General features: G+C 43.6%; 16 protein-coding genes. 8 read left to right on the top strand and 8 right to left on the bottom strand.

Features of this window, described 5'->3' with window-relative positions; all coding sequences use genetic code 11:
• Positions 1 to 38 precede the first annotated feature (38 nt).
• A complete protein-coding gene (locus tag ACU6U9_RS09325) occupies positions 39 to 851 on the top strand; it encodes an inositol monophosphatase family protein (RefSeq protein WP_446734749.1) in 813 nt (270 codons plus the stop codon).
• Between the two features lie 10 nt (positions 852 to 861).
• Here ACU6U9_RS09325 and ACU6U9_RS09320 read toward each other — a convergent pair whose 3' ends face one another.
• Together ACU6U9_RS09320 and ACU6U9_RS09315 are read right to left on the bottom strand one after the other, a co-directional pair.
• The gene (locus ACU6U9_RS09320; protein WP_446734748.1) at positions 862 to 1,899 is read right to left on the bottom strand and encodes a lipase secretion chaperone; all 1,038 of its coding nucleotides are present in this window, start codon (positions 1,897 to 1,899) and stop codon (positions 862 to 864) included.
• A gap of 120 nt (positions 1,900 to 2,019) precedes the next feature.
• The gene (locus ACU6U9_RS09315) at positions 2,020 to 2,931 is read right to left on the bottom strand and encodes a lipase family alpha/beta hydrolase (protein ID WP_446735078.1); all 912 of its coding nucleotides are present in this window, start codon (positions 2,929 to 2,931) and stop codon (positions 2,020 to 2,022) included.
• 613 nt (positions 2,932 to 3,544) lie between these two features.
• On the opposite strand from ACU6U9_RS09315, the gene ACU6U9_RS09310 reads away from it, so the two are divergent.
• On the top strand, positions 3,545 to 3,700 hold the full coding sequence (locus ACU6U9_RS09310) for a hypothetical protein (RefSeq protein WP_446734747.1): 156 nt from the start codon (positions 3,545 to 3,547) through the stop codon (positions 3,698 to 3,700).
• A 52-nt stretch (positions 3,701 to 3,752) separates the two neighbouring features.
• Here the strand turns inward: ACU6U9_RS09310 and ACU6U9_RS09305 are convergent, their stop codons facing one another.
• Positions 3,753 to 5,483, bottom strand: coding sequence for an acyl-CoA dehydrogenase family protein (locus tag ACU6U9_RS09305; RefSeq protein ID WP_446734746.1), 1,731 nt, complete (start codon positions 5,481 to 5,483; stop codon positions 3,753 to 3,755).
• Between the two features lie 34 nt (positions 5,484 to 5,517).
• Positions 5,518 to 6,165, bottom strand: coding sequence for a TetR/AcrR family transcriptional regulator (locus ACU6U9_RS09300; protein ID WP_446734745.1), 648 nt, complete (start codon positions 6,163 to 6,165; stop codon positions 5,518 to 5,520).
• 156 nt (positions 6,166 to 6,321) lie between these two features.
• On the opposite strand from ACU6U9_RS09300, the gene ACU6U9_RS09295 reads away from it, so the two are divergent.
• Both ACU6U9_RS09295 and ACU6U9_RS09290 read left to right on the top strand, forming a co-directional pair.
• Complete coding sequence (locus ACU6U9_RS09295) at positions 6,322 to 7,431, top strand: tRNA-queuosine alpha-mannosyltransferase domain-containing protein (protein WP_446734744.1); 1,110 nt, start codon at positions 6,322 to 6,324, stop codon at positions 7,429 to 7,431.
• Positions 7,428 to 7,895 (top strand): glutathione peroxidase, encoded by a 468-nt coding sequence (locus tag ACU6U9_RS09290; RefSeq protein ID WP_446734743.1) that lies wholly within the window; start codon positions 7,428 to 7,430, stop codon positions 7,893 to 7,895. Before ACU6U9_RS09295 ends, ACU6U9_RS09290 begins: the two co-directional genes overlap by 4 nt.
• Here ACU6U9_RS09290 and ACU6U9_RS09285 read toward each other — a convergent pair.
• Positions 7,892 to 9,451 carry a sensor domain-containing diguanylate cyclase gene (locus ACU6U9_RS09285; RefSeq protein WP_446734742.1) on the bottom strand — a complete coding sequence of 520 codons (1,560 nt, stop codon included), beginning with the start codon at positions 9,449 to 9,451 and terminating at the stop codon, positions 7,892 to 7,894. The two genes, ACU6U9_RS09290 and ACU6U9_RS09285, sit on opposite strands and share 4 nt — an antisense overlap.
• Before the next feature lie 336 nt (positions 9,452 to 9,787).
• Here ACU6U9_RS09285 and ACU6U9_RS09280 point away from each other — a divergent pair, with 336 nt between their 5' ends.
• The gene (locus ACU6U9_RS09280; RefSeq protein WP_446734741.1) at positions 9,788 to 10,291 is read left to right on the top strand and encodes an acyl-CoA thioesterase; all 504 of its coding nucleotides are present in this window, start codon (positions 9,788 to 9,790) and stop codon (positions 10,289 to 10,291) included.
• 207 nt (positions 10,292 to 10,498) lie between these two features.
• A complete protein-coding gene (locus ACU6U9_RS09275) occupies positions 10,499 to 11,002 on the top strand; it encodes a hypothetical protein (protein ID WP_446734740.1) in 504 nt (167 codons plus the stop codon).
• 99 nt (positions 11,003 to 11,101) lie between these two features.
• On the opposite strand, the gene bluB is transcribed toward ACU6U9_RS09275, so the two are convergent.
• Positions 11,102 to 11,743 carry a 5,6-dimethylbenzimidazole synthase gene (gene bluB / locus ACU6U9_RS09270; RefSeq protein ID WP_446734739.1) on the bottom strand — a complete coding sequence of 214 codons (642 nt, stop codon included), beginning with the start codon at positions 11,741 to 11,743 and terminating at the stop codon, positions 11,102 to 11,104.
• Between the two features lie 283 nt (positions 11,744 to 12,026).
• Here bluB and ACU6U9_RS09265 point away from each other — a divergent pair, with 283 nt between their 5' ends.
• Together ACU6U9_RS09265 and pbpC are read left to right on the top strand one after the other, a co-directional pair.
• A complete protein-coding gene (locus ACU6U9_RS09265) occupies positions 12,027 to 17,015 on the top strand; it encodes an alpha-2-macroglobulin family protein (protein WP_446734738.1) in 4,989 nt (1,662 codons plus the stop codon).
• A gap of 73 nt (positions 17,016 to 17,088) precedes the next feature.
• On the top strand, positions 17,089 to 19,365 hold the full coding sequence (pbpC, locus tag ACU6U9_RS09260) for a penicillin-binding protein 1C (RefSeq protein WP_446734737.1): 2,277 nt from the start codon (positions 17,089 to 17,091) through the stop codon (positions 19,363 to 19,365).
• A 62-nt stretch (positions 19,366 to 19,427) separates the two neighbouring features.
• Here pbpC and greA read toward each other — a convergent pair whose 3' ends face one another.
• Positions 19,428 to 19,904, bottom strand: coding sequence for a transcription elongation factor GreA (greA, locus tag ACU6U9_RS09255; RefSeq protein WP_446734736.1), 477 nt, complete (start codon positions 19,902 to 19,904; stop codon positions 19,428 to 19,430).
• A gap of 240 nt (positions 19,905 to 20,144) precedes the next feature.
• The gene (gene carB, locus ACU6U9_RS09250; RefSeq protein WP_446734735.1) at positions 20,145 to 23,363 is read right to left on the bottom strand and encodes a carbamoyl-phosphate synthase large subunit; all 3,219 of its coding nucleotides are present in this window, start codon (positions 23,361 to 23,363) and stop codon (positions 20,145 to 20,147) included.
• Positions 23,364 to 23,371 lie beyond the last annotated feature (8 nt).

Genomic DNA, 23,371 nt, shown 5'->3' with positions numbered 1-23,371 from the left:
TAGATATCATTAATAAAATAAATCCAATTGAGACTATCATGGCTGACTTAGAATCTGTTCTAGAGTTCATTATGAACATAGCTTCTGAAGCAGGCGATTTAATTGTCGAAATGCGCGCAAGCTCGCAGCTAAGCCATAATTACAAACAAGGCATCGAGCTAGTTACCAATAGCGACATTGCCGCTGACACATTGATTACCGACGCCATACGAGCCAATTATCCTAACGATCAAATTCTAGCCGAAGAATCAAATCCAGATTTAACATCACTGAATTACTCCGATAGCCCCATCTGGGTGATTGATCCCATAGATGGTACGGTTAATTATGCACACCATCATCATCAAGTCGCTATTAGCATCGCCTATGTTGTTAAAGGCAAAATACAGGCGGCTGCGGTTTATAACCCGTTCTTACGTGAGATGTTTAGTGCAATTCGTCAAAAAGGCGCTTGGTTAAATCACCAACCTATTCGTTGCAGTAACACACAAGAATTGAATAGAGCCATCGTGGCCACTGGGTTTCCCTATGATAAAGCCGATCAGCTTGATCAACTCATGCACCGTTTACATAAAGTACTTGAGCAATGCGCCGACGTTCGCCGCTTAGGCAGTGCAGCATTAGATATATGTTGGGTCGCGCTAGGCAGGTTAGATGCTTATTATGAAACGGTTAGCCCTTGGGATTGTGCAGCAGGTTGGTTGATTGCAAAAGAAGCCGGCGCTCGCTGTGGTTACTTTATTGAACCTGATGCCAACATCACACACGAGCTGCACAGCGAACATTTAATTGTGGCAACGCCTGCTATTTACGAGCCGTTAAAAACTATTTTGCGTGATGCACAATTATAGTTGCTAGTTGCTAGTTGCTAGTTGTTTCTGAATGTTCTTGATTCATTATCTCAAGTGCATTCAGTTTTCGACGTTCATCCGTATCAAACTCCGATAACAACTCATCAAGCTGTTCTTTTTTTTCAGTGTTACTCATTGATTCGTTTTCTAAAATTGTTTGCTTTTGCGCCAAATACGAATCTGCTTTTTGTTGAAAGACCTGCCTCTTGTTATCTAGTACCTGTAATCGCTCGGCGGCCGCCTGCCCGAACGCTTGGCTATTACGTTCAAATATAGCGTCTTCACTGGCACCCTCATCACGCATGTCTTGAGTAATTTCAAACACCTGACTAATGCGTTGCGTCTCATCTCTCATACTACGAACATGCTCCGGTAAATTTTGCTCTAGAGAGGAAATTTGCTCGGCTTTTTCCGCTTCGCTTAATTGAGAACTGGCCTGTATTTCTAAACGGTTCAGCATAAAGTCATCATATAACTCATCAAAACCAAAAAATGCATCAACCGCTTCTTGATTAAAATACTCGCGACGCTTATCACGTAACTGCTGCAACTGAGAGCGCATGTGTTCTATATCATTTATTTCGTAGTCTTGAGGCGCGTCTAATGATGCTTCTAAATCCGTCAGGGCGTATTTATAACCCACATAATCTTCAAATAATTGCAGTGCTTGTGAGCGAGCCGGTTCTTGTAAATTTGACTTAATATCATCACGAATCATCTTCTGAACGTCTTCTAACGAGAATTCACCCATGGTTGATAAAAAATATTCAAAGCGATGCTTAATTGAGCCGCTTAAGATTAAGTTACCTGCGTCATCAACCGGGTATAAACCATCAATAGAGGTACCCCTTAATGAACTGGTACTTAAGAACTCAGGCAGTTGATTGTTCCTACTGGCCTGCTGCTCGATCGATGCCTGCTCGGCTGAAACTTGCGCACTAGAGTGAACTGAAGAAATATTTGCTTGGTTTAACCTGGCCTCAGGTTTTAACCACACCAAAAAAATAACAACCAAACACGTAACAATGGCAATAATAGGCTTTAACATATCTTTATTCTTATTATTAATGAGTAAACACTGACTACGTTACCATACCATTAAATAATTTCATCAAATGACAGGCACAAAAAAGGCGAAGCTAAGCTTCGCCTTTTTAATGATGGCTAATTACAAGCCGGCATTTTTCAATCGGTTTGCATGGTTGCGATACGTCGTAATCGGATCGGTTTCAAATAAGTGATGTAAGCCCAATATTTGGTTTACCGCATCTAAGTGATTCATACGATAATTATCACGAATGACCTGACCTAAATGGTTATCACATGTGCCCACCAACCCATCATTATCTTCTGAACCAAATGGGATAGAGGTTAATGCCAATGCAGGATCCGTAATATCCAATACATTTGTTAATAAGCTGCCGCCACCCCATGAATAGTAACGAATGCCATTCACGACATAAGCACCTTCACCGCAAGCAGTCGTTGGCATGCCTTGAGGATGCTGCGCATTAAATACTTGAGCACCTTCTGTGGTCAACGCCGTTAACGCACCTAATGCATCAGGGGTGTAGCCACCACCGCTTAGAAAATCTAATACAGCAGAAAAACTATTCATAATACTCAGAGCCAAACCTTCAAGAGGTGAACCTTCTGGAATTTGGCGCAAGAAGTCAGCTGTGCTTGAACCATTGTTTGCACCTGCAACCGTGGTAACCGATGCAACTAGGTCAGGACGAACACTCGCAACATAACGAATGGTCGGGCCACCATGACTGTGACCGATTAGATTGACTTTGCTGGCGCCATCAACTGCCAAAATGTTTTCAATTTGGCTAATCAATTGCTCGCCACGTACTTCAGTGTAATTGGTGTTGCTCACTTGTGTAACATAAACAGTCGCACCGTCGCTGCGTAAGTCTTGTGGAATTTTATACCAATAATCCACGCCCAATAGTTGATCAAAGCCAAGTAAGCCATGTGCTAATACAATTGGGTATTTTGTTTTTGTGTAGTTGGAAGGCTGAAACCAAGAGTCCCAGAACCAAGCATGGCTTTGCATAGCGAATGTCATCGCCATTAACAGAGTCAGGCGCGTTATTATTTTTGTCATTGCCTTTCCTTTTTATTGTTATCTGCAAATCAAATTTGAGCTGCATAACTAATCTTTTTAGAGTCAGCACTCTAATTTAGACATTATAGACCAATGTGCAAACAGGCCATAAGTCAAAAAACGCCTCTTTTTAGAACATTTTAGCCATAAGTTGCCAAATTAAGCTGTTGATTCATCAAATCGTCATAAAAACGGGGGAGGGAATATGGCATATCACACGATATATCCCATTTTCTGCTCAAAATGCACTCCTAATGATCACTCGATAAGAGCACCTGCGACCAAAATAATGCACAAACCTAGGCTGTGATCAAAATCGTCATTAATAAGGCAAAATACTGCTAATACAGGCTCAAAACATAGATAAGTGACTTAAATTCATTCACATAAAACCAGGTCGCTTCCGCTTTTTTCAACAGATGTACAGATAACGCCCAGCCTGTGAATAACTTTGTGGATATACAGTTAACATACAGTAGAATTAAATTTATTTAGGGCTTATTCATACCCTTTATCCATTCAAGTAAGCGTACATAAATCACACTAAAAGCGCATAAAATCAGCAACTTGGGGCTAACTCATGCATTTACCAACAAAACTTATCCCAACACAATACTTACCAACAGATACTGTGCATAAGTGTGTGGATGAGTTGATGACAAATGGCTGCACAGGCCATGCTGTCTTGGGCATTGTTAAATTGATTAGAAAACAAACGCCTGTTTTAATTGCATAAAAAACGCCCTAATAGCGAACTATTAGGGCGTATTGTTGGGTGAAATATAGGCTTACTTTGCGCGGGCGCGTTCAATGATGCTTTTTACATCCACTTCTTTGGGCAAAGTGCCATAGTAATATCCCCCGTACTGATTCAAGCGTGAATGCACGTAGCCAAATGCTACAGATTCATCACCAAACTGTATAAGTGTGCTGGCTTGCCAAGCGAGAGCCAGTTTTTCCACGACACTGCGCGCACGGAATTCTAAACTGACGAGATCATTAAATTCGTCACTGACGTTTTCGAGGTATTGATCAAAAACACGATACACACCTAAGCCTTTTTTTAATTCCGTCATAAATGCGTCTAATACCGTTTTATCTTTTTGCATAGCTCGCAATACATCAAGACATTGCACGTTACCACTGCCCTCCCAAATGGCATTAATGGGACTTTCACGATACAAGCGTGGCAAAATATTATCTTCGACAACCCCAACGCCACCGATGCATTCCATGCACTCATAAGTGAATTGCGCCGCCCGCTTACAAATCCAATATTTACCAATGGCGGTCGCAACACGAGAAAACTTCGACTCTTGTTCCAGAGTTTCTGCGTCGACATCATCTTGCTGTAATACATCCAACGAATGAGCAATGCGCATACTGATCGCTAGCGCCGCTTCACTCTCGATGGCTAAATCCGCCAGCACATTTTGCATTAATGGCTGATCATGTAAGTTGGCACCAAACGCAGCTCGACCAGATGTGTGGTGCACCGCTTGCGCTAACGCCTGACGCATAATCCCACTTGAGCCCACCATGCAATCAAAGCGTGTCATGGAAACCATTTCGATAATCGTACGCACGCCGCGACCTTCTTCTCCAATCATCCATGCAAACGCACCGCGGTATTCCACTTCACTTGACGCGTTCGAAACATTGCCCATTTTGTCTTTAATGCGCTGAATAACCATTTCATTTTTGCGGCCATCAGGACGCCAGCGTGGCAATAAAAAACATGACAAACCTTGCTCTTTTGATCCGGTGTACGCCAACACTAAAAAGCCATCGCACATGGGCGCACTGCAAAACCATTTATGCCCCACTAATTCATAGGCTTCACCTGGGCCATGTTTATCAATAGCCGTAGCGCGCGTGGTATTGGCACGCACATCGGAACCACCTTGCTTTTCTGTCATGGCCATACCAATGGTTAAACCCTTTTTTTCATAAAATGGCACATTACGCGGGTCATACACATTAGCGGTAATTTTTGGTAACCAGTCCTTGGCAATATTAGGTTGATGGGCAATCGCAGGCACAGACGCAAATGTCATGGTGAGTGGACAACCGGAACCAGGGTCCGCTTGGCTGTGCATATATTCAATGGCGGCGCGAGCGACATGGGCACCCATTTTTTTTTGTGCCCACGGTAGACTGTGATGCCCCCCCTCAATGGCCGCTTCCATGAGTAAATGATAAGCCGGATGAAAGTCCACTTGATCAATGCGCTCGCCAAAACGCGAATGGGATTTGAATTCAGGTTTGTATTTATTGGCGGCAAAACCGGCTTCGAATAAGTCGGACCCTACGCGCGCGCCGTAGTGACTCATGACGTCTTTGTGCCAATCACCTTGAAAAGTCGTGACCCAGTGTTGAAGCGCTTGGTCACCTTCAAAAGCATTAAACGGATCTAACGCTGTGGGCTGATTAAACACATCATGGGTTTCGCCCGTGCTCACATTTTTGAGCGCTGCGGCGTCACTATTTTTTATATTCGGTTGCGTAAAATGATTCATGCTGCCCTCCTATTAGTGAGCACAGCGATCTGTACTACACGTTACCGGCTACCGACCTTAAGGCCAGCGCTTTAATTTCTGCGATCAGCGCGCGTTTTTCTGTTTCGGTTAATGCTTCACGCTGTGTAATTTGTTCGTCGTAACTTTCTATTTGCGGGGCCAATGGTCCTACTAGCGCCTCTGATAGCATGCCCACTAACGCGGCAGCACTGATGCTGGCGTTTTGCGCAACAAACTCTCCGACTGCCATGGCGTCACTGATTAAATCTTCAAACACCTCCGCATAAGCAAAGCGATAACTTAAACGCTCTTTTTCAACCAGTGGGTCCACCGGTTCGGCTATTAGTGCATAGGCCAAACGCGGGGCTCTTAGTGCACGGTCAGCAAAGGTTTCAACACCAATGAGTAAACGCTCACGATACGTTCCCTTCGTTTGAGTCGCTTGTGTAACGGCGGCTAACTCAAATGCAGTGGCATGGCGAAACACTTCAGCCACCAGCTCCGCTTTCGATGGAAAGTGGCGGTATATTGTCCCCGTTGCGATATCACTTTGACGGGCTACCTGCGCCACCGAGGCAGCGGCAAAGCCTCCTTGTGTCACCAGCATGCGAGCCTCTTTTAATATTCGCTCGCGGGTGCCTGCTTTTTTAGATTGTGTCTGTTCGGTTGGGCGATACGCCATAAAATGAACCTATATTCACAACAAGTGAATCAGTGTTCACTTGTTCGGTCAAGTTAAAGTTACCTTATCTTAGGCAGCCTGTGCCTGATACTCAATCATTTGCTGGCACAGCTGCGAACTAGGTAGAATAGTTCTTTTAAATAACCAGCGGCCTTTATGCGAATTTTACTGCTCAGCGCCTACGACACGGATAGTCATAAATCGTGGTGCCAAGGCCTCATGTCACACTTGCCGCATCATCAGTGGTGCTACCTTACTTTGCCTGGTCGCTTTTTTAGTTGGCGCATTCGTGGCAATGGTTTGAGCTTTGCTTATGGCGAACACGCTGAATTATTACAACAGCCCTTTGATTTAGTGATTGCAACCTCCATGGTGGATTTGGCCACACTAAAAGGGCTTGTTCCCAATCTCGCAACAACACCCAGCATTGTGTATTTTCATGAAAACCAATTTGCATACCCTAAAAGTGCGCAGCAACACGCCAGTATTGAGCCGCAAATGGTGAATTTATACAGCGCACTCAGTGCCGACGTTGTTTTATTTAACAGTCACTTTAACCAACAGAGTTTTTTATCTGGGCTCACCGATTTATTTAATCGTTTACCTGATCACGCGTCTGTAAGTGCCATTACAAGTATCACAGATAAATCGCATGTATTGCCTGTGCCAATTGACACGCCACACACAATACCCACAACGCATTTCACACCCGGTGAGACGCTAAACATCATTTGGAATCACCGCTGGGAATACGATAAAGGCCCAGACACGTTAGTTAACCTCATTCAACATGCTCATCAAACACAACTGAATATGGCATTCACCATTTGTGGTATGTCGTTTCGAACGATTCCAGCTGAATTTAAAGCATTACAAGAGTTAGCCTTACCTAATGTTAAGCACATGGGCACCTTCGAAAGCAAAGCAGAATATTTATCACAACTTGCTCAGCACCACGTGGTGCTCTCAACTGCACATCATGAATTTCAAGGACTGGCGGTATTAGAAGGCGCGGCTCACGGCTGTATTCCTCTGGCCCCCAATCGCTTGGCCTACCCAGAGTGGATTCCAACCTCGTCTTTATACGATGAAGAAACGACAGAAACACAAGCACACATCATCGTAAGGCAACTCAAAGAATGGCAAGAACAAGGGCTGCCCCCTCAAGTGGATGTATGCCATTATGACTGGCAAGTATTAACCCCTAAATATGAACACGTACTCACTCACGTCAGCGCGCGTAACACCGAATGGAGAACACCATGACACGCTTTTACGATATCAAAATTAATGGCCTGAATTCGCAACCATTAGACTTAGCAAGCTTTAAAGATAAAACCGTATTAGTGGTTAATGTCGCCAGCGAATGTGGACTAACACCTCAGTACAAAGGACTACAAGCCTTGTATGAACAATACAAAGACAAGGGTCTTATTGTACTGGGCGTACCGTGTAATCAATTTGGTCTACAAGAACCTGGAAGTAATGCCGAAATTGCTGAATTTTGCAGTGCAAAATTTTCAGTGAGCTTTCCTATGACAACAAAAGTAGATGTAAATGGTGAGCAGCGTCATGCACTTTATGATTTTTTAGTAGAAGACGGCGATGATATTGAATGGAATTTTGCGAAATTTTTAATCAGTAAAGACGGCCATGTGCTACAGCGCTTTGGTGCAAAGCAAGAGCCTCAAAGTGACGAAATCGTTAAGGCGATTGAGCAGGCGCTTTAAGTACGACGCTGAGTATGATCTTTAATAGATAACACTTTACCTCGCCGCTTGGCTGCATACATATTGTGGTCCGCGGCATGCATTAATTGGTCTAGTGTCTCACCTTCATCTGGATACATCGCAAAGCCAATGCTGGCTGAAAGCTTAACCGACTTATTATCAACATACTCAATACCATCCATCTGGTCATGAATACGCGTACTGACTTTTTGCGCGTCTTCTAGCGTTGTAATGTGCTCAAGTAAAATGACAAACTCATCCCCACCGACGCGACTCGCCACGTCTTCCACGCGAATGCAGTCTAATAAAATAGCCGCGGTAATGGTTAACACTTTGTCTCCAGTGGCATGACCATAAGTATCATTAATGGATTTGAAATCATTTAAGTCCACATACAATAAGCCAATCTTCCCACCTCGTCGCTTACTCGTCGCAATGGAACGAATTAAGTAATCTTCAAAATAATGTCGATTGGCTAGCCCCGTTAAACGATCATAATTCGCCAACTGATAAAGCTTGTTGTTAGCATGTAATTTATCGACTTCCCCTTGATAATGATTGCGTAAAAACAGACTCATCATCCAACCAATGAACAAGCACACTAAAACGATGAAAATCACAGCACCCAAATTTAAGCTGTCTAAACCCAACTGCTGACTCAACCTGATATTCACCCTGCCAGGCCCTAAGGTGAAACTGTTTTTATATTCTAATTTAGGGAAAATGAACGACTCCCAGTCAGCCAGAGACTGAGTTTTCTTTTGCACCATGGGTGCAAGCGTCTGATAACGTACGTCTAATTGAAGGCCGGGCTTAGCTAATGAAATTTCTCGTAGTAACGCCTCCGTTTTAACCACCAATAAGGCGTATTGATCTGGCTCTTTTTGCTCTGGTAATAAACTCGGTTTAATCATGACAAAAGCCATGTTGCCATCAAACAACTCAAAACCCTCACTGATACTGGCGAGCCCTGAACTTAAAGAGGCATCCATGGCCTCCTCCACGAACTGAATGCTGGAAATATCCAATCCCAGCATATTAATACTACTGTTCAAGACAGGCTCAACAAAAACCAAGGGGTAGAAATAGCCCTTACTTTGCTTGTCCACGTCCACGTCCACCAAGCCTCGACCAAACTCGAACCGCCTGACGGAAATATCATCCCCCATGTTATCCGACAACGTTTCTTCAAAAGCTTCAACATCGGCCCCTTTGACTCGCTGAGCCGCTTGAAACATATAAAGGTTAGAGTATCGCTCGATCATAGTTCGACTATAAAAGCGGGCACGATAAGGTTCTTGGATACCAACGTCCGCTAAAAATGCGGCAAAGCCATCAAGGATGGTTTCATTAATCACAAAGCTTTGCTGAAGGGATTCACTGACCTTAAAACCGAGCTGACGAAAGTCCACTTTAGATTGATGTATATTCTGCCAAACAAGAAAAAAGAGGCTCACAGCAAACAGCAGGACACCAAATACAGCGATTAGGCCATATAAGCCCAGTAAACGCTTACGAGATACATCGTGAGATGCCACACTTCCCGGATGTTTCATTGCATCTCCAAACGGTATTCGCTATTACAGTTTAGACCAAGGGACGTGCTTTATTTGCCCGTTTATATATAATTTGCGCACCGAAATATGACCACCAGAAGGCCTTCATGCGCACTAAGTAGGCGCGAAAAGTGTATACTCGCTGACGAAATAGGATATTAAGGCCCATAAACGGTGCCTCTTCGATTTCTGGCAGGCTTTATGCTATAACGCCATTACTATTTGCAAACCGAGCACGTAGGCCGCGAAGGTTTCACAAGAACCCTAGCCTGCAAAGCCACCTATCCCTGTGGTTTTGCAAACCTCGAATAAACCATCAATGATAATGGAGTCGCAATGGGGCAGATTATCCAAACCGAGATGACCGAACTGGTTACACCTTCCATGGCCAACTTTTCTGGCAACATGCATGGCGGTGAACTGCTCAAGTTGCTCGATAAAGTCGCCTACACCTGTGCAATGCGATACAGCGGTCACTATGCGGTTACTTTATCCGTCGATAATGTGATTTTTAAGCAACCTATTCACATAGGTGAAATGGTCACATGCCTTGCCACGGTTAATTACACTGGCCGCAGCTCAATGGAAATAGGCATCAAGGTCATTGCAGAAAACATTCAAGAAAAAACCGTGCGCCATACCCACACCTGCTTTTTCACCATGGTGGGCATGAAAGATGGTAAAACCACACAAGTACCAGAACTTGTGATTGAAAACGATACTCAGAGGCACCGCTGGAACAAAGCCGTAAAACGCAAAGAAGCACGCTTTAAGTTACAAAAAATAATGAAAGCGATTGAAAGTGATGATGATGACGCGTTTGAGTCTGTGAATATATAATCTAAATCTAGCCTATAATAATCCAACACTTATTCACTTAAACAGTTACATATTTATACTTCCTGCTCGTTGAGCATATAAACCCGTTTTTTAACAAGCCTCGTCTACACAGATGGGGCTTCGTATTCTGTCACGCAGAGTCATAGCGCTTTTCGTCACCTTCGTTTATGTTTGAGGTCCCTCCGTTATTTCTCAAAGGCCCGCAAAATGAAACTCATTATTATTTCTATTCTCGGTTTGCTGCTATTAGGTGGCTGTGGATCAGATTCGGATACCGACACCCCTTCTGATACCGAGCAAGCTTTTATTGATCTTCTGCAAGGTAAATGGACGACCAACTGTAGAGATGAAAGTAACACCGGTTCTAACTTTCTTTCATCTGTTAGCACATTTGAGTTTAGTGAAACAAAAATTATAAATACAGGTATTGAATACTCTGATACAAACTGCACCACTCAAGATGACACTTGGGGACCAGATGAAAGCACCGTTAAAATTGGTAACTTAGCCAAAGATGCTAATGGCGGCGACGCATATGAATTTGATTATATTGAAGTAAGTTCTACACAGTATTATTTAGCTAAGATTGTCACCAATAATCAACTGCATTTGGCCTCAGGTGACGGCGGCGAAGGTAACGATGGCAGCACCGCAGAAAAACGCAGTAATGAATTTTTAGGCGGTGATGATATTTGGTACAAAGAGGAATAAACCTAAACCCATAAACATTTTAAATAAGCCAATTGAACAACCAATTGGTTTATTTAAAAAAACATATATTTGAGGGATGTAATTTTTGAGTATCGATTATTAAAACCCGTCGTAACTCACGACACTATCTAATGCCTTTGTCTTCTCCCACTTTAACTGCTCAAGCTCTGGGCGATCTAAAAACTGATCAACCTTACCCACGCATAAATACGCGACCAGCTTATTGTGGTCTGGTGCCGATAAAACATGGTTAACATCATCTGGATTCAAAATGCTCACCCACCCCATGCCAATATTCATGGCACGCGCCATTAACCACATATTTTGCACGGCACACACCACACTGTATTCGCCCATCTCTTGCATCGATGTTTGGCCTAATACGGGAGAATCTAATGGTTCATAAAACACCGCGATATTAACAGGAGCCTCGTGGATGCCTTCTAATTTTAGTTGTTGGTATTGCTGTTGTTTTTCATCGAATAAATGAGCGGCTTTTTTATTTTCTTTAGCAAAACTCTCAGCCACTTGTTGCTTAATAAGTGCATCACGAATGACAACAAACCGCCAAGGCTGTGAAAAGCCAACCGATGGCGCCCAAACCGCTGCCTGTAATATTCGCTGAATTTCGTCATCACTGACAGGCTCATCACATAAAAAGTGATTACCACGCACATCGCGACGTGCTTGAAGCAAGCTTTCGAACATTGCTTGTTGCTGCTCATTGAATTCTAACGACATACAACTTTGCCTATCATTCTAAATAGAAATATAAAAAGCCCAATTTGGCCGGGCTTGGGGTCTGCCGCTCATGTTATTGCTCATCACCTGTTAAACGCCTTTAATGACACAATACGATGGCAAAACAAACTGAAATTTTAACATCTCCCCACATAAATAGTTACAAAGTTATAAGCGCAGTGCTTGCGTCTCATCACAGGAAAATACCCGTAAGACCGATTGAGTCCGCCTAGGCTCTTGTATAGAATGAGCCCCTTTTTTATCGTTTAAAGGCTTATCAGGGATGAATCACTTAAGAAGAATAAGCGCATTGGCTATTATGCTGGTGCTTTTTCAAGGGTGCAGTAATGACACAAATGAGTCAGATACGGCGTCACTTAACAACACCGATAAGAGTGCTGCGTCAACACTCGAGCCTAACAAAGCCGATAATGCCCAGGCCTCTCATCCAGAATCCACCGCCAGCCAAACAGTCGCTGACCCTACGTTTAATCTAGAGAAGATTAAAACGTCTTATGAGAATGTGGTTTTTAGCGTTTCTGATATTTCTGAACGAACTTATGATGGCGGCAATTCACTTGCGGTTACATTTTCAGTGCCCATAAATCCTGCCGATAACTTTGCTAAATACTTATCGGTTAAAGGTGAAAATGGGCTCATCAATAGCTCATGGGTGTTATCTGATTCAGGTAAAATCGCATACTTTGAAGCCATTTCACCCAATACAAAATATACCGTCTCTGTTGATTGGCATCTCACATCGGCTTTAGGGCAATCCCTTAAAAATGACGAATCAGAAACCATTACCACCCGTAATGTACAAGACACCATTAGCTTTTCATCAACAGGGCATTTTTTACCACTCGATTTACACACTGGCCTACCTGTCACTACCGTCAATGTTCCGGAAGTTAATATCAACTTCCACCGTATTAACACAAAAGACACCGCCCTTGTTGTCGACATTTTAGGTGAGCGTCAACAACACGGACAATACCAACTACAACAGATTTCAGAAATTGGAGAGTTTGTTTACAGCGGTCGCTTTGAATTACCTGCACAAGCAAACAAACGTCGTGAGTTTAATATTCCTATTTCAACCATTGCTGAACTCAACAAGCCCGGTTTATATGTAGCGGTTATGGATATTCCCGGCACCTACAAAAACAACAGCCATACTACTTATTTTATGGTTACGGATTTAGGTATTCACGTGCGTCGATACCAAGTAGGTATGGATGTTTATGTTAATAGCATTAAGTCAGCCGAACCTATTGATGATGTCAAATTACAAGTTGTGGATTATCGCGGCAATATTTTGAAAAGCGCGGTCACAAAAGATGGCGGGCATGCTAATTATTATCATATAAAATCAAGTGCTCGTTATTTAATTGCCCAATATCAAGATTCATATTCAATCTTGCCAATTAAACAAGCAGCTCTGGATTTATCCGAATTTGATTTAGGTAAACGTCCTTATCAAGAAAACGAACTCTTTATTTATTCTGAACGAGATTTATATCGCCCAGGTGACACCGTTAATTTCAATGCGCTGTTACGAAACTTCGATGGGCAATTATCACGCAACACGCCTCTCAAAGCGAAACTGAAACAACCTACAGGCCAAGTAGCCAAAGAATTCAGCTGGAAACCAAGTAAAAAAGGCTTTTATGAATTTACATATACCGTGGATAAGAACGCAAAAGTGGGCAATTGGACACTTGAAGTCGCCGGGATCAGCAAAAAGAAAGTGACGTATCAATTTAAGGTAGAAGAATTTTTACCTGAGCGTTTAAAACTCACATTTAATCCTGACAACAACGTTTCTCAAGTTTTTAATACCAAGCAAGAAATAAACGTGCCTGTTTTGGGCGAGTATTTATATGGCGCTCCCGCTTCTGGCAATCGCTTAGATGCCAATATTAAAGTGAGCCTTAACCCTCATCCATTTGAAGCCTACAAGAAATTCAATTTTGGCCACATAAAAGAAACCCAATGGAATGATTCGTTTAAACATGAAAACGAAAAAATGGACATTGACGGCAAAAAGACGTTAACCATTCCTAGCCGCTGGCAAAGTGCCAAGTCACCTTTAGCGGTTAACGTTTTTGCCAGCTTATATGAAAGTGGTGGCCGACCGATTACACGTAAACATACCGCCGTTGTTTTACCTGAAAAAGCCATCGTTGGTATTCGTCCGTTATTTAACGAGTATGCACCTGCCAATGGCCAAGCCATGTTCGAAATTATTAAAACGGATAACAGCGAGAAAAAACTCGCCGCTAGCGATTTAGGTATCACGCTTATTCGTGAGGATCGCCGTTATTATTGGGAATATAATTCTCATCAGGGCTGGCACTATGAATACACAGAAAAAGAATTCCCTGAAATCACCAGCAGCTCTAGCATTCAATCAAACGCAACCACCACCATTAATTTACCCGTTGAATACGGCCAATACCGTTTAGAAATCAGTGATCCTGAAACAGGATACATAACCAGCTTTAAGTTTAGAGCCGGTAATAACTGGTATAGCTGGTGGCGAGACAATGATTCTAACGGGCAATCGGCAAAGCCTGATGTGGTCACACTTGCGTTAGATAAAGAAAATTATAAGTCAGGTGATACTGCCATATTAAATATTGTGCCGCCGTCTTCTGGTGAAACCATTATTGTGGTAGAAGCTGACAAATCTCTTTGGAGCAAACGTTTACACGTCCCTAAAGAAGGCAAAAAGATTGAAATTCCAATCAGTGAAAAGTGGAACCGACATGATATTTATATCTCGGCCGTTCACATACAAGCGGCTAATCAAGAAAAGAAAATCACACCTACTCGCTCGTTTGGTTTAACTCACTTGCCACTTAATCGTAACAACCGAACCCTTAAAGTAGAGTTTGATGCGCCAGAAAAATGGTTGCCGAATCAATCTGTCGATTTAAACTTAAATATATTTAAAGACATCAATAATAAAAAAGAAGCCGTCAAAGACGCTTGGGTAACACTGGCTGCGGTTGATGTGGGTATTCTTAATATTACCAATTACAAAACACCAGAGCCTCAGAAATATTTCTTTGAACAAAGACGTTATAACCCTGACTCCGTCGATATGTACAACAAGTTAATTAAACTTAACGACAACCCTTTAGCCAAACAACGTTGGGGCGGCGATGCCAGTGATGTCAGCCGTGGCGGTAAACAAGCCCAGTCAGAAGTTCAAATCGTATCGTTATTCTCAGGTTTAGTCAGCATAAAAGATGGTAAAGCCAACATCCCATTGAACTTACCTGATTTTAACGGCCGCTTAAAACTCATGGCCATCGCATTTACAGATGACAGCTTCGGCAATGGCGAACAAGAAGTGATCGTGGCAGCGCCATTGGTCACACAACTTTCTATGCCACGGTTTGTGGCTTGGGGCGACACCTCAACCCTAGCACTTGATATCAACAATTTAAGTGGTGAAAAACAAACCTTAAATGTGAGCCTGACAACGTCTAATCCTATTTCACAACCTCAAGATACCAAACAAGTTGTGATTGACGATAAAACCAAGCAAACATTGCTTTACCCTATCAACATAGATGGCACGGATGCTCAGTCTGACATTAATTTAACTATCGAAGGCATGGACGGGTACCCGATACAACGCAGCTGGAAACTTAATGCTCGCTCTGCCTACCCAGCTATTACTAAAAATATTAAGAAAGTATTAAAAGAAAACGAGTCGCTATCCGTACCTGAAAGCGAAATGGCCGACTACATTGATGGCACTATTCAAGCAAGCATGAGTGCCTCTAACTTTGTCGACTTACAAATTCGAAGCCAATTAGAAAATTTATTGCATTACCCGTATGGTTGTTTAGAGCAATCCACGAGTAGTACATATCCTTGGGTATTTACCAATGAGAAAACCCTTGAGCAGTTAGAATTAAAAAATCCAACCAACAAAACACCTGCTCAAAATGTCGCAGCCGGGATTGACCGCATACTTAAAAAACAAAAAAGTAACGGTGCATTTGGTTTATGGTCAAACACAGATAAAGATGAGCAACATTGGTTAACCGCTTATGCTGGTGACTTTTTAACCGATGCCCGCCAGCAAGGTTTTGATGTGCCATCAAATATGTATGACACCACCATGCGTAAATTGGGCGATTACTTACGAAACTCATCGAGTTATGCAACCCGTTGGACCGAAAAACCTGAGCACTATCAATTTGCCTACCGCTCTTATGCCGCTTATGTATTATCACGTCACAACAAAGCAAGCCTAGGACACTTACGACAATTAATGGATTCAACCAGTCACAGCCAAAGTCTTTTGCCGCTAATACATCTTGGTATCGCTTTGCATAATCAAGGTGATAGTGAAAACGGTAATAAAATATTAGCCCAAGCCTTTACCAAAGAAGCAAGATCATCTTACTACCTTGGGGATTATGGCAGTCAAATACGCGATATTGCGTTGGCCATTCATTTATTAACTCGCCACAAATTAGAGACCGATAAAGTATTTGATTACTCCATTGAATTAGCTGGCTTGTTAAAAGAGCGAAACTACCTAAGCACACAAGAGCGCAATGCACTTTACCTTGCAGGCTTGGCGCTACAAACAGGAAGCAACAAACAATGGGAAGCGGATATTCGTTTTGCATCCGCCATGCAAAGCATCAAACACACAGGTTTAATGTCGAAGTTTCACCAAGGTTATGAATTAACAAATGGTATCGCCATAACGAATCGCACCGACAGTCCACTTTATGCCAGTGTTGTATATTCCGGTTATCAAACAAAAGCGCCTAAGAGCGTTGACGATAAAGGCATTTCAATTAAGCGCCGTTATTACGACACGAAAGGTAAGGCGCTTAACCCGTCTTCTCTTACTGTGGGTGACCTTGTATTAGTCGCTGTCGATGTTGCAACCCATAAACGCATGCCTGACTTAATGCTGGTTGATTTATTACCAGCCGGGTTAGAGCTTGAGAATCAAAACCTAGCGCATTCTGCGTCTATTAATGATTTAACCATCAACAACAAACCCATTGAGCAATATTTAAGTGACACCGATATTGTCCACCAAGAATTCCGTGACGACCGTTATGTTGCCGCGATTAATATTGGCTGGAACAAACGCGCAACCGTGTTTTATTTAGCAAGAGCCGTCACACCCGGCACTTATCTTGTGCCCGCGTCTTATGCTGAAGATATGTATGATCCAGAACGCTATGCCATCGGCAACACAATACCTGTTATCACGATTAATCAGTGATCATTAAACAGTGGTCCTTCGCTTTATTAAACGTATGAAAAAATGGCAATGCCTCCTATTAATCATAGGAGGCATGTTATGCACATTAAAATCACTCGATTTACTGTTCCCACTCGACCAGCTTGATCACCCAAGCCGCTTTTCTCGTATTGTCACCGATGAACAAGGTCGGTTGCTGCGCGCATTTGCTGATCACAATGGTGTATGGCGCCATCCAGTTAAGATTGAACAAGTATCGAAAAATTACATCGAAGCATTGGTCGAATATGAAGATCAACGATTCTGGTCCCATCTGGGCATTGACCCATACGCGCTAATACGAGCGTTTATCCAAAACATAACGTGCAATTGTATTCAGTCCGGTGGCAGTACGATTACGATGCAAGTGGCACGCATTTTTTACCCACATGAAAAAAGCCTCAGCGGAAAGTTATTGCAAGCGCTTAGAGCATTGCAATTAGAGTGGCATTTTTCTAAGACACAAATTTTAGAACTGTACTTAAACAACGCACCATTTGGTGGAACCATAGAAGGCATACAAGCGGCCAGCCGAACCTACTTAGATAAAAACGCCAATGAACTAACCGATGCAGAAGCGGCACTCTTAACCGTGCTGCCGCAAGCACCGTCCCGCTATCGCCCTGACCGCTACCCAGGTCGCGCACAAAAAGAACGAAACAAGGTGCTAAAGCGTCTTAATACTCAAGGCACTTGGTCTAAAGAACGAATAGCGATTGCTCAGCATGAAATTGTTTTAGCCTACTCACCAAAACGCCCTCAATATGCCCCGCTTCTTTCGAGGGCGTTAATATCAACTTACCCTAATGAACAGGTCATCCACAGCACCCTTAACCTAGACTTGCAAAGCGCCATCGAAAGTTACGTAAAAGATAAAAGCGAATTACTGCCTGATAAAACCTCTATGGCGGTTTTAATAATCGACAATGCGAACCATGAAGTGAAAGCGTACATTGGCTCATCGGATTTTAATAATACCGAACGCTTTGGTCATGTTGACATGGTGCGCGCCATTCGCTCACCCGGCTCAACCCTAAAACCATTTGTTTACGGCATGGCAATCGAAGATGGCCTGATTCACAGCCATAGTTTGTTACTCGACACACCGCGCTATAACAGCCCTTATCGTCCAGAAAATTTTAACCATCGCTTTAGCGGCCCAGTTAGTGCCACTGCTGCGTTGCAAAAATCATTAAACTTGCCAGCTGTGCAAGTATTGGAAACATTAGGCCCAGACAATTTTTATGGGCGCTTAAAAAATGCAGGCGTGACCTTAGAAGTACCAGGGCAACCCAATTTAAGTTTAGCGCTTGGCGGTGCGGGCAGTTCACTATTTGACTTAGTCAGCTTGTATTCGGCCCTTGCCAATAACGGCCAAGTTGTGACGCCACGATTACGACAGGCATCCACACTGAGTGCTAGCCGATATTTATTATCAAAAGAAGCAAGTTGGATTACGTATAAAATGCTATCCAGCGCGCCACGACCGGATCAATTACATAGCCCTGTATTTTTTAATGATACAAATCCCATTGCATGGAAAACAGGCACCAGCTTTGGTTACAGAGACGCATGGGCCATTGGTGTCAGCAAAGATATAACCATGGGTGTTTGGGTCGGACGACCAGACGGCACTCCCGTACCTGGGCATTTTGGTTCCGCTACGGCATCCCCCATTTTATTTGACGTATTTGCAAACTTACCCGGCAGAAGGCAAAGTATAAAAAGTCCTCCTAAAGTCAGCCTGCAACACATTTGCTGGCCTTTAGGTTTATTAGAATCGAAAACACCTGCACCGTTATGCCATAGAAAAAAACAGGCATGGGTCGATCAAATGAAAGTTCCGCCTACCTTACCCGAGCCAGGTATGGAGCATTGGCGACCTAACCCTTACAACATTTGGGTAAATGCCAAAAACAATAAACTTGTGGATAAAAATTGTCATGTTGATGCCAGCGTTAAACGCGCCATTGCCATTTGGCCACGTGTCAGCGAGCCTTGGATTCATCATAAGTTTTGGTTTTATAATCAATTGCCAAAACTCGATCCGGCTTGCCAAGCACCGCCAACCATATCCATTAGGCCATTGGCTATTAATAGCATTGAAAACAACAGCAAGTTCAGATTACCCGATACAAGTACGACGCTAGAGCTCAACTTGTCAGCATTGGGAGGGCAAGGGACATTAGATTGGTACCTTAACGGACGGTATGTGGGCAGCTCGCTACAAGGGCATGCTTATCCTATCGCCATCAGCCAAAAAGGGATCCATGAATTGGTTGTATTAGATGAAGCTGGGGATTTGGACAGAATTGAATTTGAAATTTTATAGGCCCCTAGCCATAAAAAAACCCAGCTAAACTGGGCTTTTTTATGGCTAATTAAACGCGAAAATTAAATATACTGCACGCGGTCAATTTCGTATTCAATTTCACCATTAGGCACTTTAACCACGACGACATCGCCTTCTTCTTTACCAAGCAGTGCACGCGCGATTGGTGAGCCTGAACTGATTTTACCTTTTGGTACATCGGCTTCATCTTCACCAACGATTTGGTATTGTTTTTCTTCGTCAGTATCAACGTTAATCAACGAAACGGTTGTGCCAAAAATAACCTTACCGTTTTTTGGCATAGTGGTGATATCAATCACCTGCACATTTGAAAGTTTACCTTCGATGTCTTGAATACGACCTTCGATGAAACCTTGCTGTTCGCGAGCGGCATGGTATTCAGCGTTTTCTTTTAAATCACCGTGTTCACGTGCGATGGCAATTTCTTTAATGATCTTAGGGCGTTCAACTTTTTTCAATTGCTCTAATTCGGCACGTAGGGTTTTTTCGCCCTGTACGGTCATGGGTACTTTTTGCATATTCACTCCTATTAAAAGGCGAGTGATTAAAGTGGTGACTCTTACTGCTTCACAACACCTTAACCCCTTTTCTTATTCTCACTGCATGTATGCGACTGTGGTAAACATGGATGCAATCAAATCGGGCTATCAATGGATCTTATAAAAAATACGAGACCCCAAACATAAACACTTAAAACGTAAGTGCCTAAAACGCGAATAAGGGCCATAAGGCCCTTATTCTAACATCAAAGCTTACGTTTACTTGATGGTTGCATGCAACTCTTGTAAACGACGAACCGTTTGTAGGCCGTCAGACTCTAACGCTTTCACTACGGCTTCTGCACCGGCTAGCGTGGTAGTGTAGTAAACTTTGTGCTGCAATGCACTACGACGAATCGCAGCCGAATCCGCAATGGCCACTGGGCCCTCTGTGGTATTCACGCTCATGGCGATTTCATCGTTTTTGATCATATCCACAATGTGTGGACGACCTTCGTTCACTTTATTCACACGCTTAACGTCAATGCCGGCTGCGTCCAATATTTTGAACGTACCAGAGGTCGCCATCAAATTAAAGCCAAGGGCTGAAAGGCCTTTTGCTACATCGATAACGCCTTCTTTATCGGCATCACGTACAGAAATAAACACGTTACCTTCAGTAGGCAAGACTTCACCCGCACCCAATTGTGCTTTGAAGAAGGCTTCACCGAAGGTTTCGCCTGCGCCCATGACTTCGCCAGTAGACTTCATTTCTGGCCCAAGAATTGGGTCAACACCTTGAAACTTATTAAACGGGAATACCGCTTCTTTTACAGAGTAGTAAGGTGGAATAATTTCTTTGGTAAAGCCAAGCTCTGCCAATGATTTACCCATCATCACTTTCGCTGCAATCGCAGCCAATGATGTACCAATACACTTAGACACAAACGGTACGGTACGAGATGCACGAGGGTTAACCTCAATCACGTAGATTTCACCGTCTTGCCAAGCTAGCTGGGTATTCATCAAACCAACTACACCAAGCTCAAGCGCCATGGCAGCCACTTGCGCACGCATTTCATCTTGTACATCTTGAGGCAAGCTGTAAGGCGGTAATGAACAGGCCGAGTCACCAGAGTGAATACCCGCTTGTTCAATGTGCTGCATGATCGCACCAATCACCACTTGCTCACCATCACAGATGGCATCGATATCCACTTCAACCGCACGGTTCAAGAAGTAATCAAGCAATACGGGCGAGTCGTTAGACACTTTCACTGCTGTGGTCATGTAACGACGAAGGGCGTCTTCGTTGTTTACAATTTCCATCGCACGACCACCTAGAACATAAGATGGGCGAACCACTAATGGGTAACCAATCTCAGTGGCTTTCACCACGGCTTCTTCCGTAGACGTGACCGTTGCGTTAACTGGTTGCTTAAGACCTAAACGCTGAATCATCTTAGAGAAACGTTCACGGTCTTCAGCACGGTCGATGGCTTCTGGTGAGGTACCAATAATCGGTACGCCAGCCGCTTCTAATTCTTCAGCCAATTTAAGTGGCGTTTGGCCACCGTATTGAACAATCACACCTTTTGGTTTTTCTTTGTCGACGATTTCTAGTACGTCTTCAAGGGTAACCGGTTCGAAGAACAAACGATCAGAGGTATCGTAATCGGTTGAAACCGTCTCAGGGTTACAGTTAACCATGATGGCTTCATAGCCTAATTCTTTTGCCGCAAACGCCGCGTGCACACAACAGTAATCGAATTCGATACCTTGTCCGATACGGTTAGGGCCACCACCTAGCACGATGATTTTATCGCGATCAGTCGGGTTTGCTTCGCACTCTTCTTCGTACGTCGAGTACATGTACGCCGTGTCGGTTGCGAATTCAGCTGCACATGTATCAACGCGCTTATACACAGGGCGAATGTTTAACTTTTGGCGATGTTTACGGAACGCTTTTTCGCTCACACCCAATAACGTAGACAAGCGCGCATCAGAGAAGCCTTTACGCTTTAAGCGGTAAATCCGATCAGCACTTAAAGAGGTAAGCGAGCTTTCAGCTACTTTCGCTTCTTCTTTTAGCAAGTCTTCAATTTGAATTAAGAACCAAGGGTCAACGGCGCAACAATCGAAAATTTCTTCAAGTGTCATACCAATACGGAACGCATCCGCGATGTACCAAATGCGCTCAGCCCCTGGGGTGTTTAATTCAGAGATAATTTTTTCTTTCGCGCCTTCCGATTTAATGTCGATGATCGGATCAAAACCTGTGGCACCCACTTCTAAACCGCGTAATGCTTTTTGCAATGACTCTTGCTGTGTACGGCCAATGGCCATCACTTCACCGACAGATTTCATCTGTGTGGTTAAGCGCGCATCCGCTTGTGGGAATTTCTCGAAAGTGAAACGAGGAATTTTTGTAACAACGTAGTCGATTGAAGGCTCAAACGACGCAGGGGTACGACCACCTGTAATATCGTTTTGCAATTCATCAAGGGTGTAACCGATGGCAAGCTTGGCTGCGATTTTTGCAATCGGGAAACCAGTCGCTTTAGATGCCAATGCTGATGAACGCGATACACGCGGGTTCATCTCAATGACCACCATACGACCATCAACCGGGTTAATACCAAACTGTACGTTTGAACCGCCGGTTTCTACGCCGATTTCACGCAGTACTGCCAACGAGGCGTTACGCATGATTTGCAATTCTTTATCTGACAATGTTTGAGCAGGTGCCACGGTAATTGAATCACCCGTGTGCACACCCATTGGGTCAAAGTTTTCAATCGAACACACGATAATGCAGTTGTCGTTTTTGTCACGCACCACTTCCATTTCGTATTCTTTCCAACCGATTAATGATTCATCGATTAGCAATTCGCTGGTTGGGGATAAGTCCAAACCACGAGTACAGATTTCTTCGAACTCTTCTTTGTTATACGCGATACCACCACCGGTACCACCCATGGTGAAAGAAGGACGAATGATACAAGGGAAACCAAGGCCTTTTTGAACCTCCCATGCTTCTGCCATGGTGTGAGCAATACCCGCACGCGGGCAATCCAAACCAATTTTTTTCATGGCTTTATCAAAGCGGCTGCGATCTTCTGCTTTGTCGATCACATCGGCATTTGCACCGATCATTTCAACGCCGTACTTTTCAAGTACGCCAGCGGCCTCAAGACCCAATGCACAGTTCAGTGCGGTTTGACCGCCCATGGTTGGCAATAAAACGTCTGGGCGTTCTTTTTCGATAATTTTCGTCACTGACTCAATGGTAATTGGCTCGATGTAGGTGGCATCGGCCATGGATGGGTCAGTCATGATGGTGGCTGGGTTAGAGTTCACCAGAATAACTTTGTAGCCTTCTTCACGAAGGGCCTTACAGGCTTGGGCACCGGAATAGTCAAACTCACATGCTTGACCGATTACGATTGGGCCCGCGCCGATAATTAGAATGCTTTCTATGTCCGTGCGCTTTGGCATGGTTATAT

The sequence above is a fragment of the Pseudomonas sp. HK3 genome (assembly GCF_052920985.1).
Note: the sequence above shows the minus strand (reverse complement) of the source record. Positions and strands in the feature narration are given on the sequence as shown.

What these genes read in the sequence shown, in the direction of transcription:
- ACU6U9_RS09300 (WP_446734745.1), bottom strand. Translation starts at nt 6,165, where the DNA reads ATGGCGTATCGCCCAACCGAACAGACACAATCTAAAAAAGCAGGCACC.
- pbpC (WP_446734737.1), top strand. Translation starts at nt 17,089, where the DNA reads ATGTTATGCACATTAAAATCACTCGATTTACTGTTCCCACTCGACCAG.
- ACU6U9_RS09315 (WP_446735078.1), bottom strand. Translation starts at nt 2,931, where the DNA reads ATGGCGATGACATTCGCTATGCAAAGCCATGCTTGGTTCTGGGACTCT.
- ACU6U9_RS09280 (WP_446734741.1), top strand. Translation starts at nt 9,788, where the DNA reads ATGGGGCAGATTATCCAAACCGAGATGACCGAACTGGTTACACCTTCC.
- ACU6U9_RS09295 (WP_446734744.1), top strand. Translation starts at nt 6,322, where the DNA reads ATGCGAATTTTACTGCTCAGCGCCTACGACACGGATAGTCATAAATCG.
- ACU6U9_RS09310 (WP_446734747.1), top strand. Translation starts at nt 3,545, where the DNA reads ATGCATTTACCAACAAAACTTATCCCAACACAATACTTACCAACAGAT.
- ACU6U9_RS09275 (WP_446734740.1), top strand. Translation starts at nt 10,499, where the DNA reads ATGAAACTCATTATTATTTCTATTCTCGGTTTGCTGCTATTAGGTGGC.
- ACU6U9_RS09285 (WP_446734742.1), bottom strand. Translation starts at nt 9,451, where the DNA reads ATGAAACATCCGGGAAGTGTGGCATCTCACGATGTATCTCGTAAGCGT.
- ACU6U9_RS09290 (WP_446734743.1), top strand. Translation starts at nt 7,428, where the DNA reads ATGACACGCTTTTACGATATCAAAATTAATGGCCTGAATTCGCAACCA.
- greA (WP_446734736.1), bottom strand. Translation starts at nt 19,904, where the DNA reads ATGCAAAAAGTACCCATGACCGTACAGGGCGAAAAAACCCTACGTGCC.
- carB (WP_446734735.1), bottom strand. Translation starts at nt 23,363, where the DNA reads ATGCCAAAGCGCACGGACATAGAAAGCATTCTAATTATCGGCGCGGGC.
- bluB (WP_446734739.1), bottom strand. Translation starts at nt 11,743, where the DNA reads ATGTCGTTAGAATTCAATGAGCAGCAACAAGCAATGTTCGAAAGCTTG.
- ACU6U9_RS09265 (WP_446734738.1), top strand. Translation starts at nt 12,027, where the DNA reads ATGAATCACTTAAGAAGAATAAGCGCATTGGCTATTATGCTGGTGCTT.
- ACU6U9_RS09325 (WP_446734749.1), top strand. Translation starts at nt 39, where the DNA reads ATGGCTGACTTAGAATCTGTTCTAGAGTTCATTATGAACATAGCTTCT.
- ACU6U9_RS09305 (WP_446734746.1), bottom strand. Translation starts at nt 5,483, where the DNA reads ATGAATCATTTTACGCAACCGAATATAAAAAATAGTGACGCCGCAGCG.
- ACU6U9_RS09320 (WP_446734748.1), bottom strand. Translation starts at nt 1,899, where the DNA reads ATGTTAAAGCCTATTATTGCCATTGTTACGTGTTTGGTTGTTATTTTT.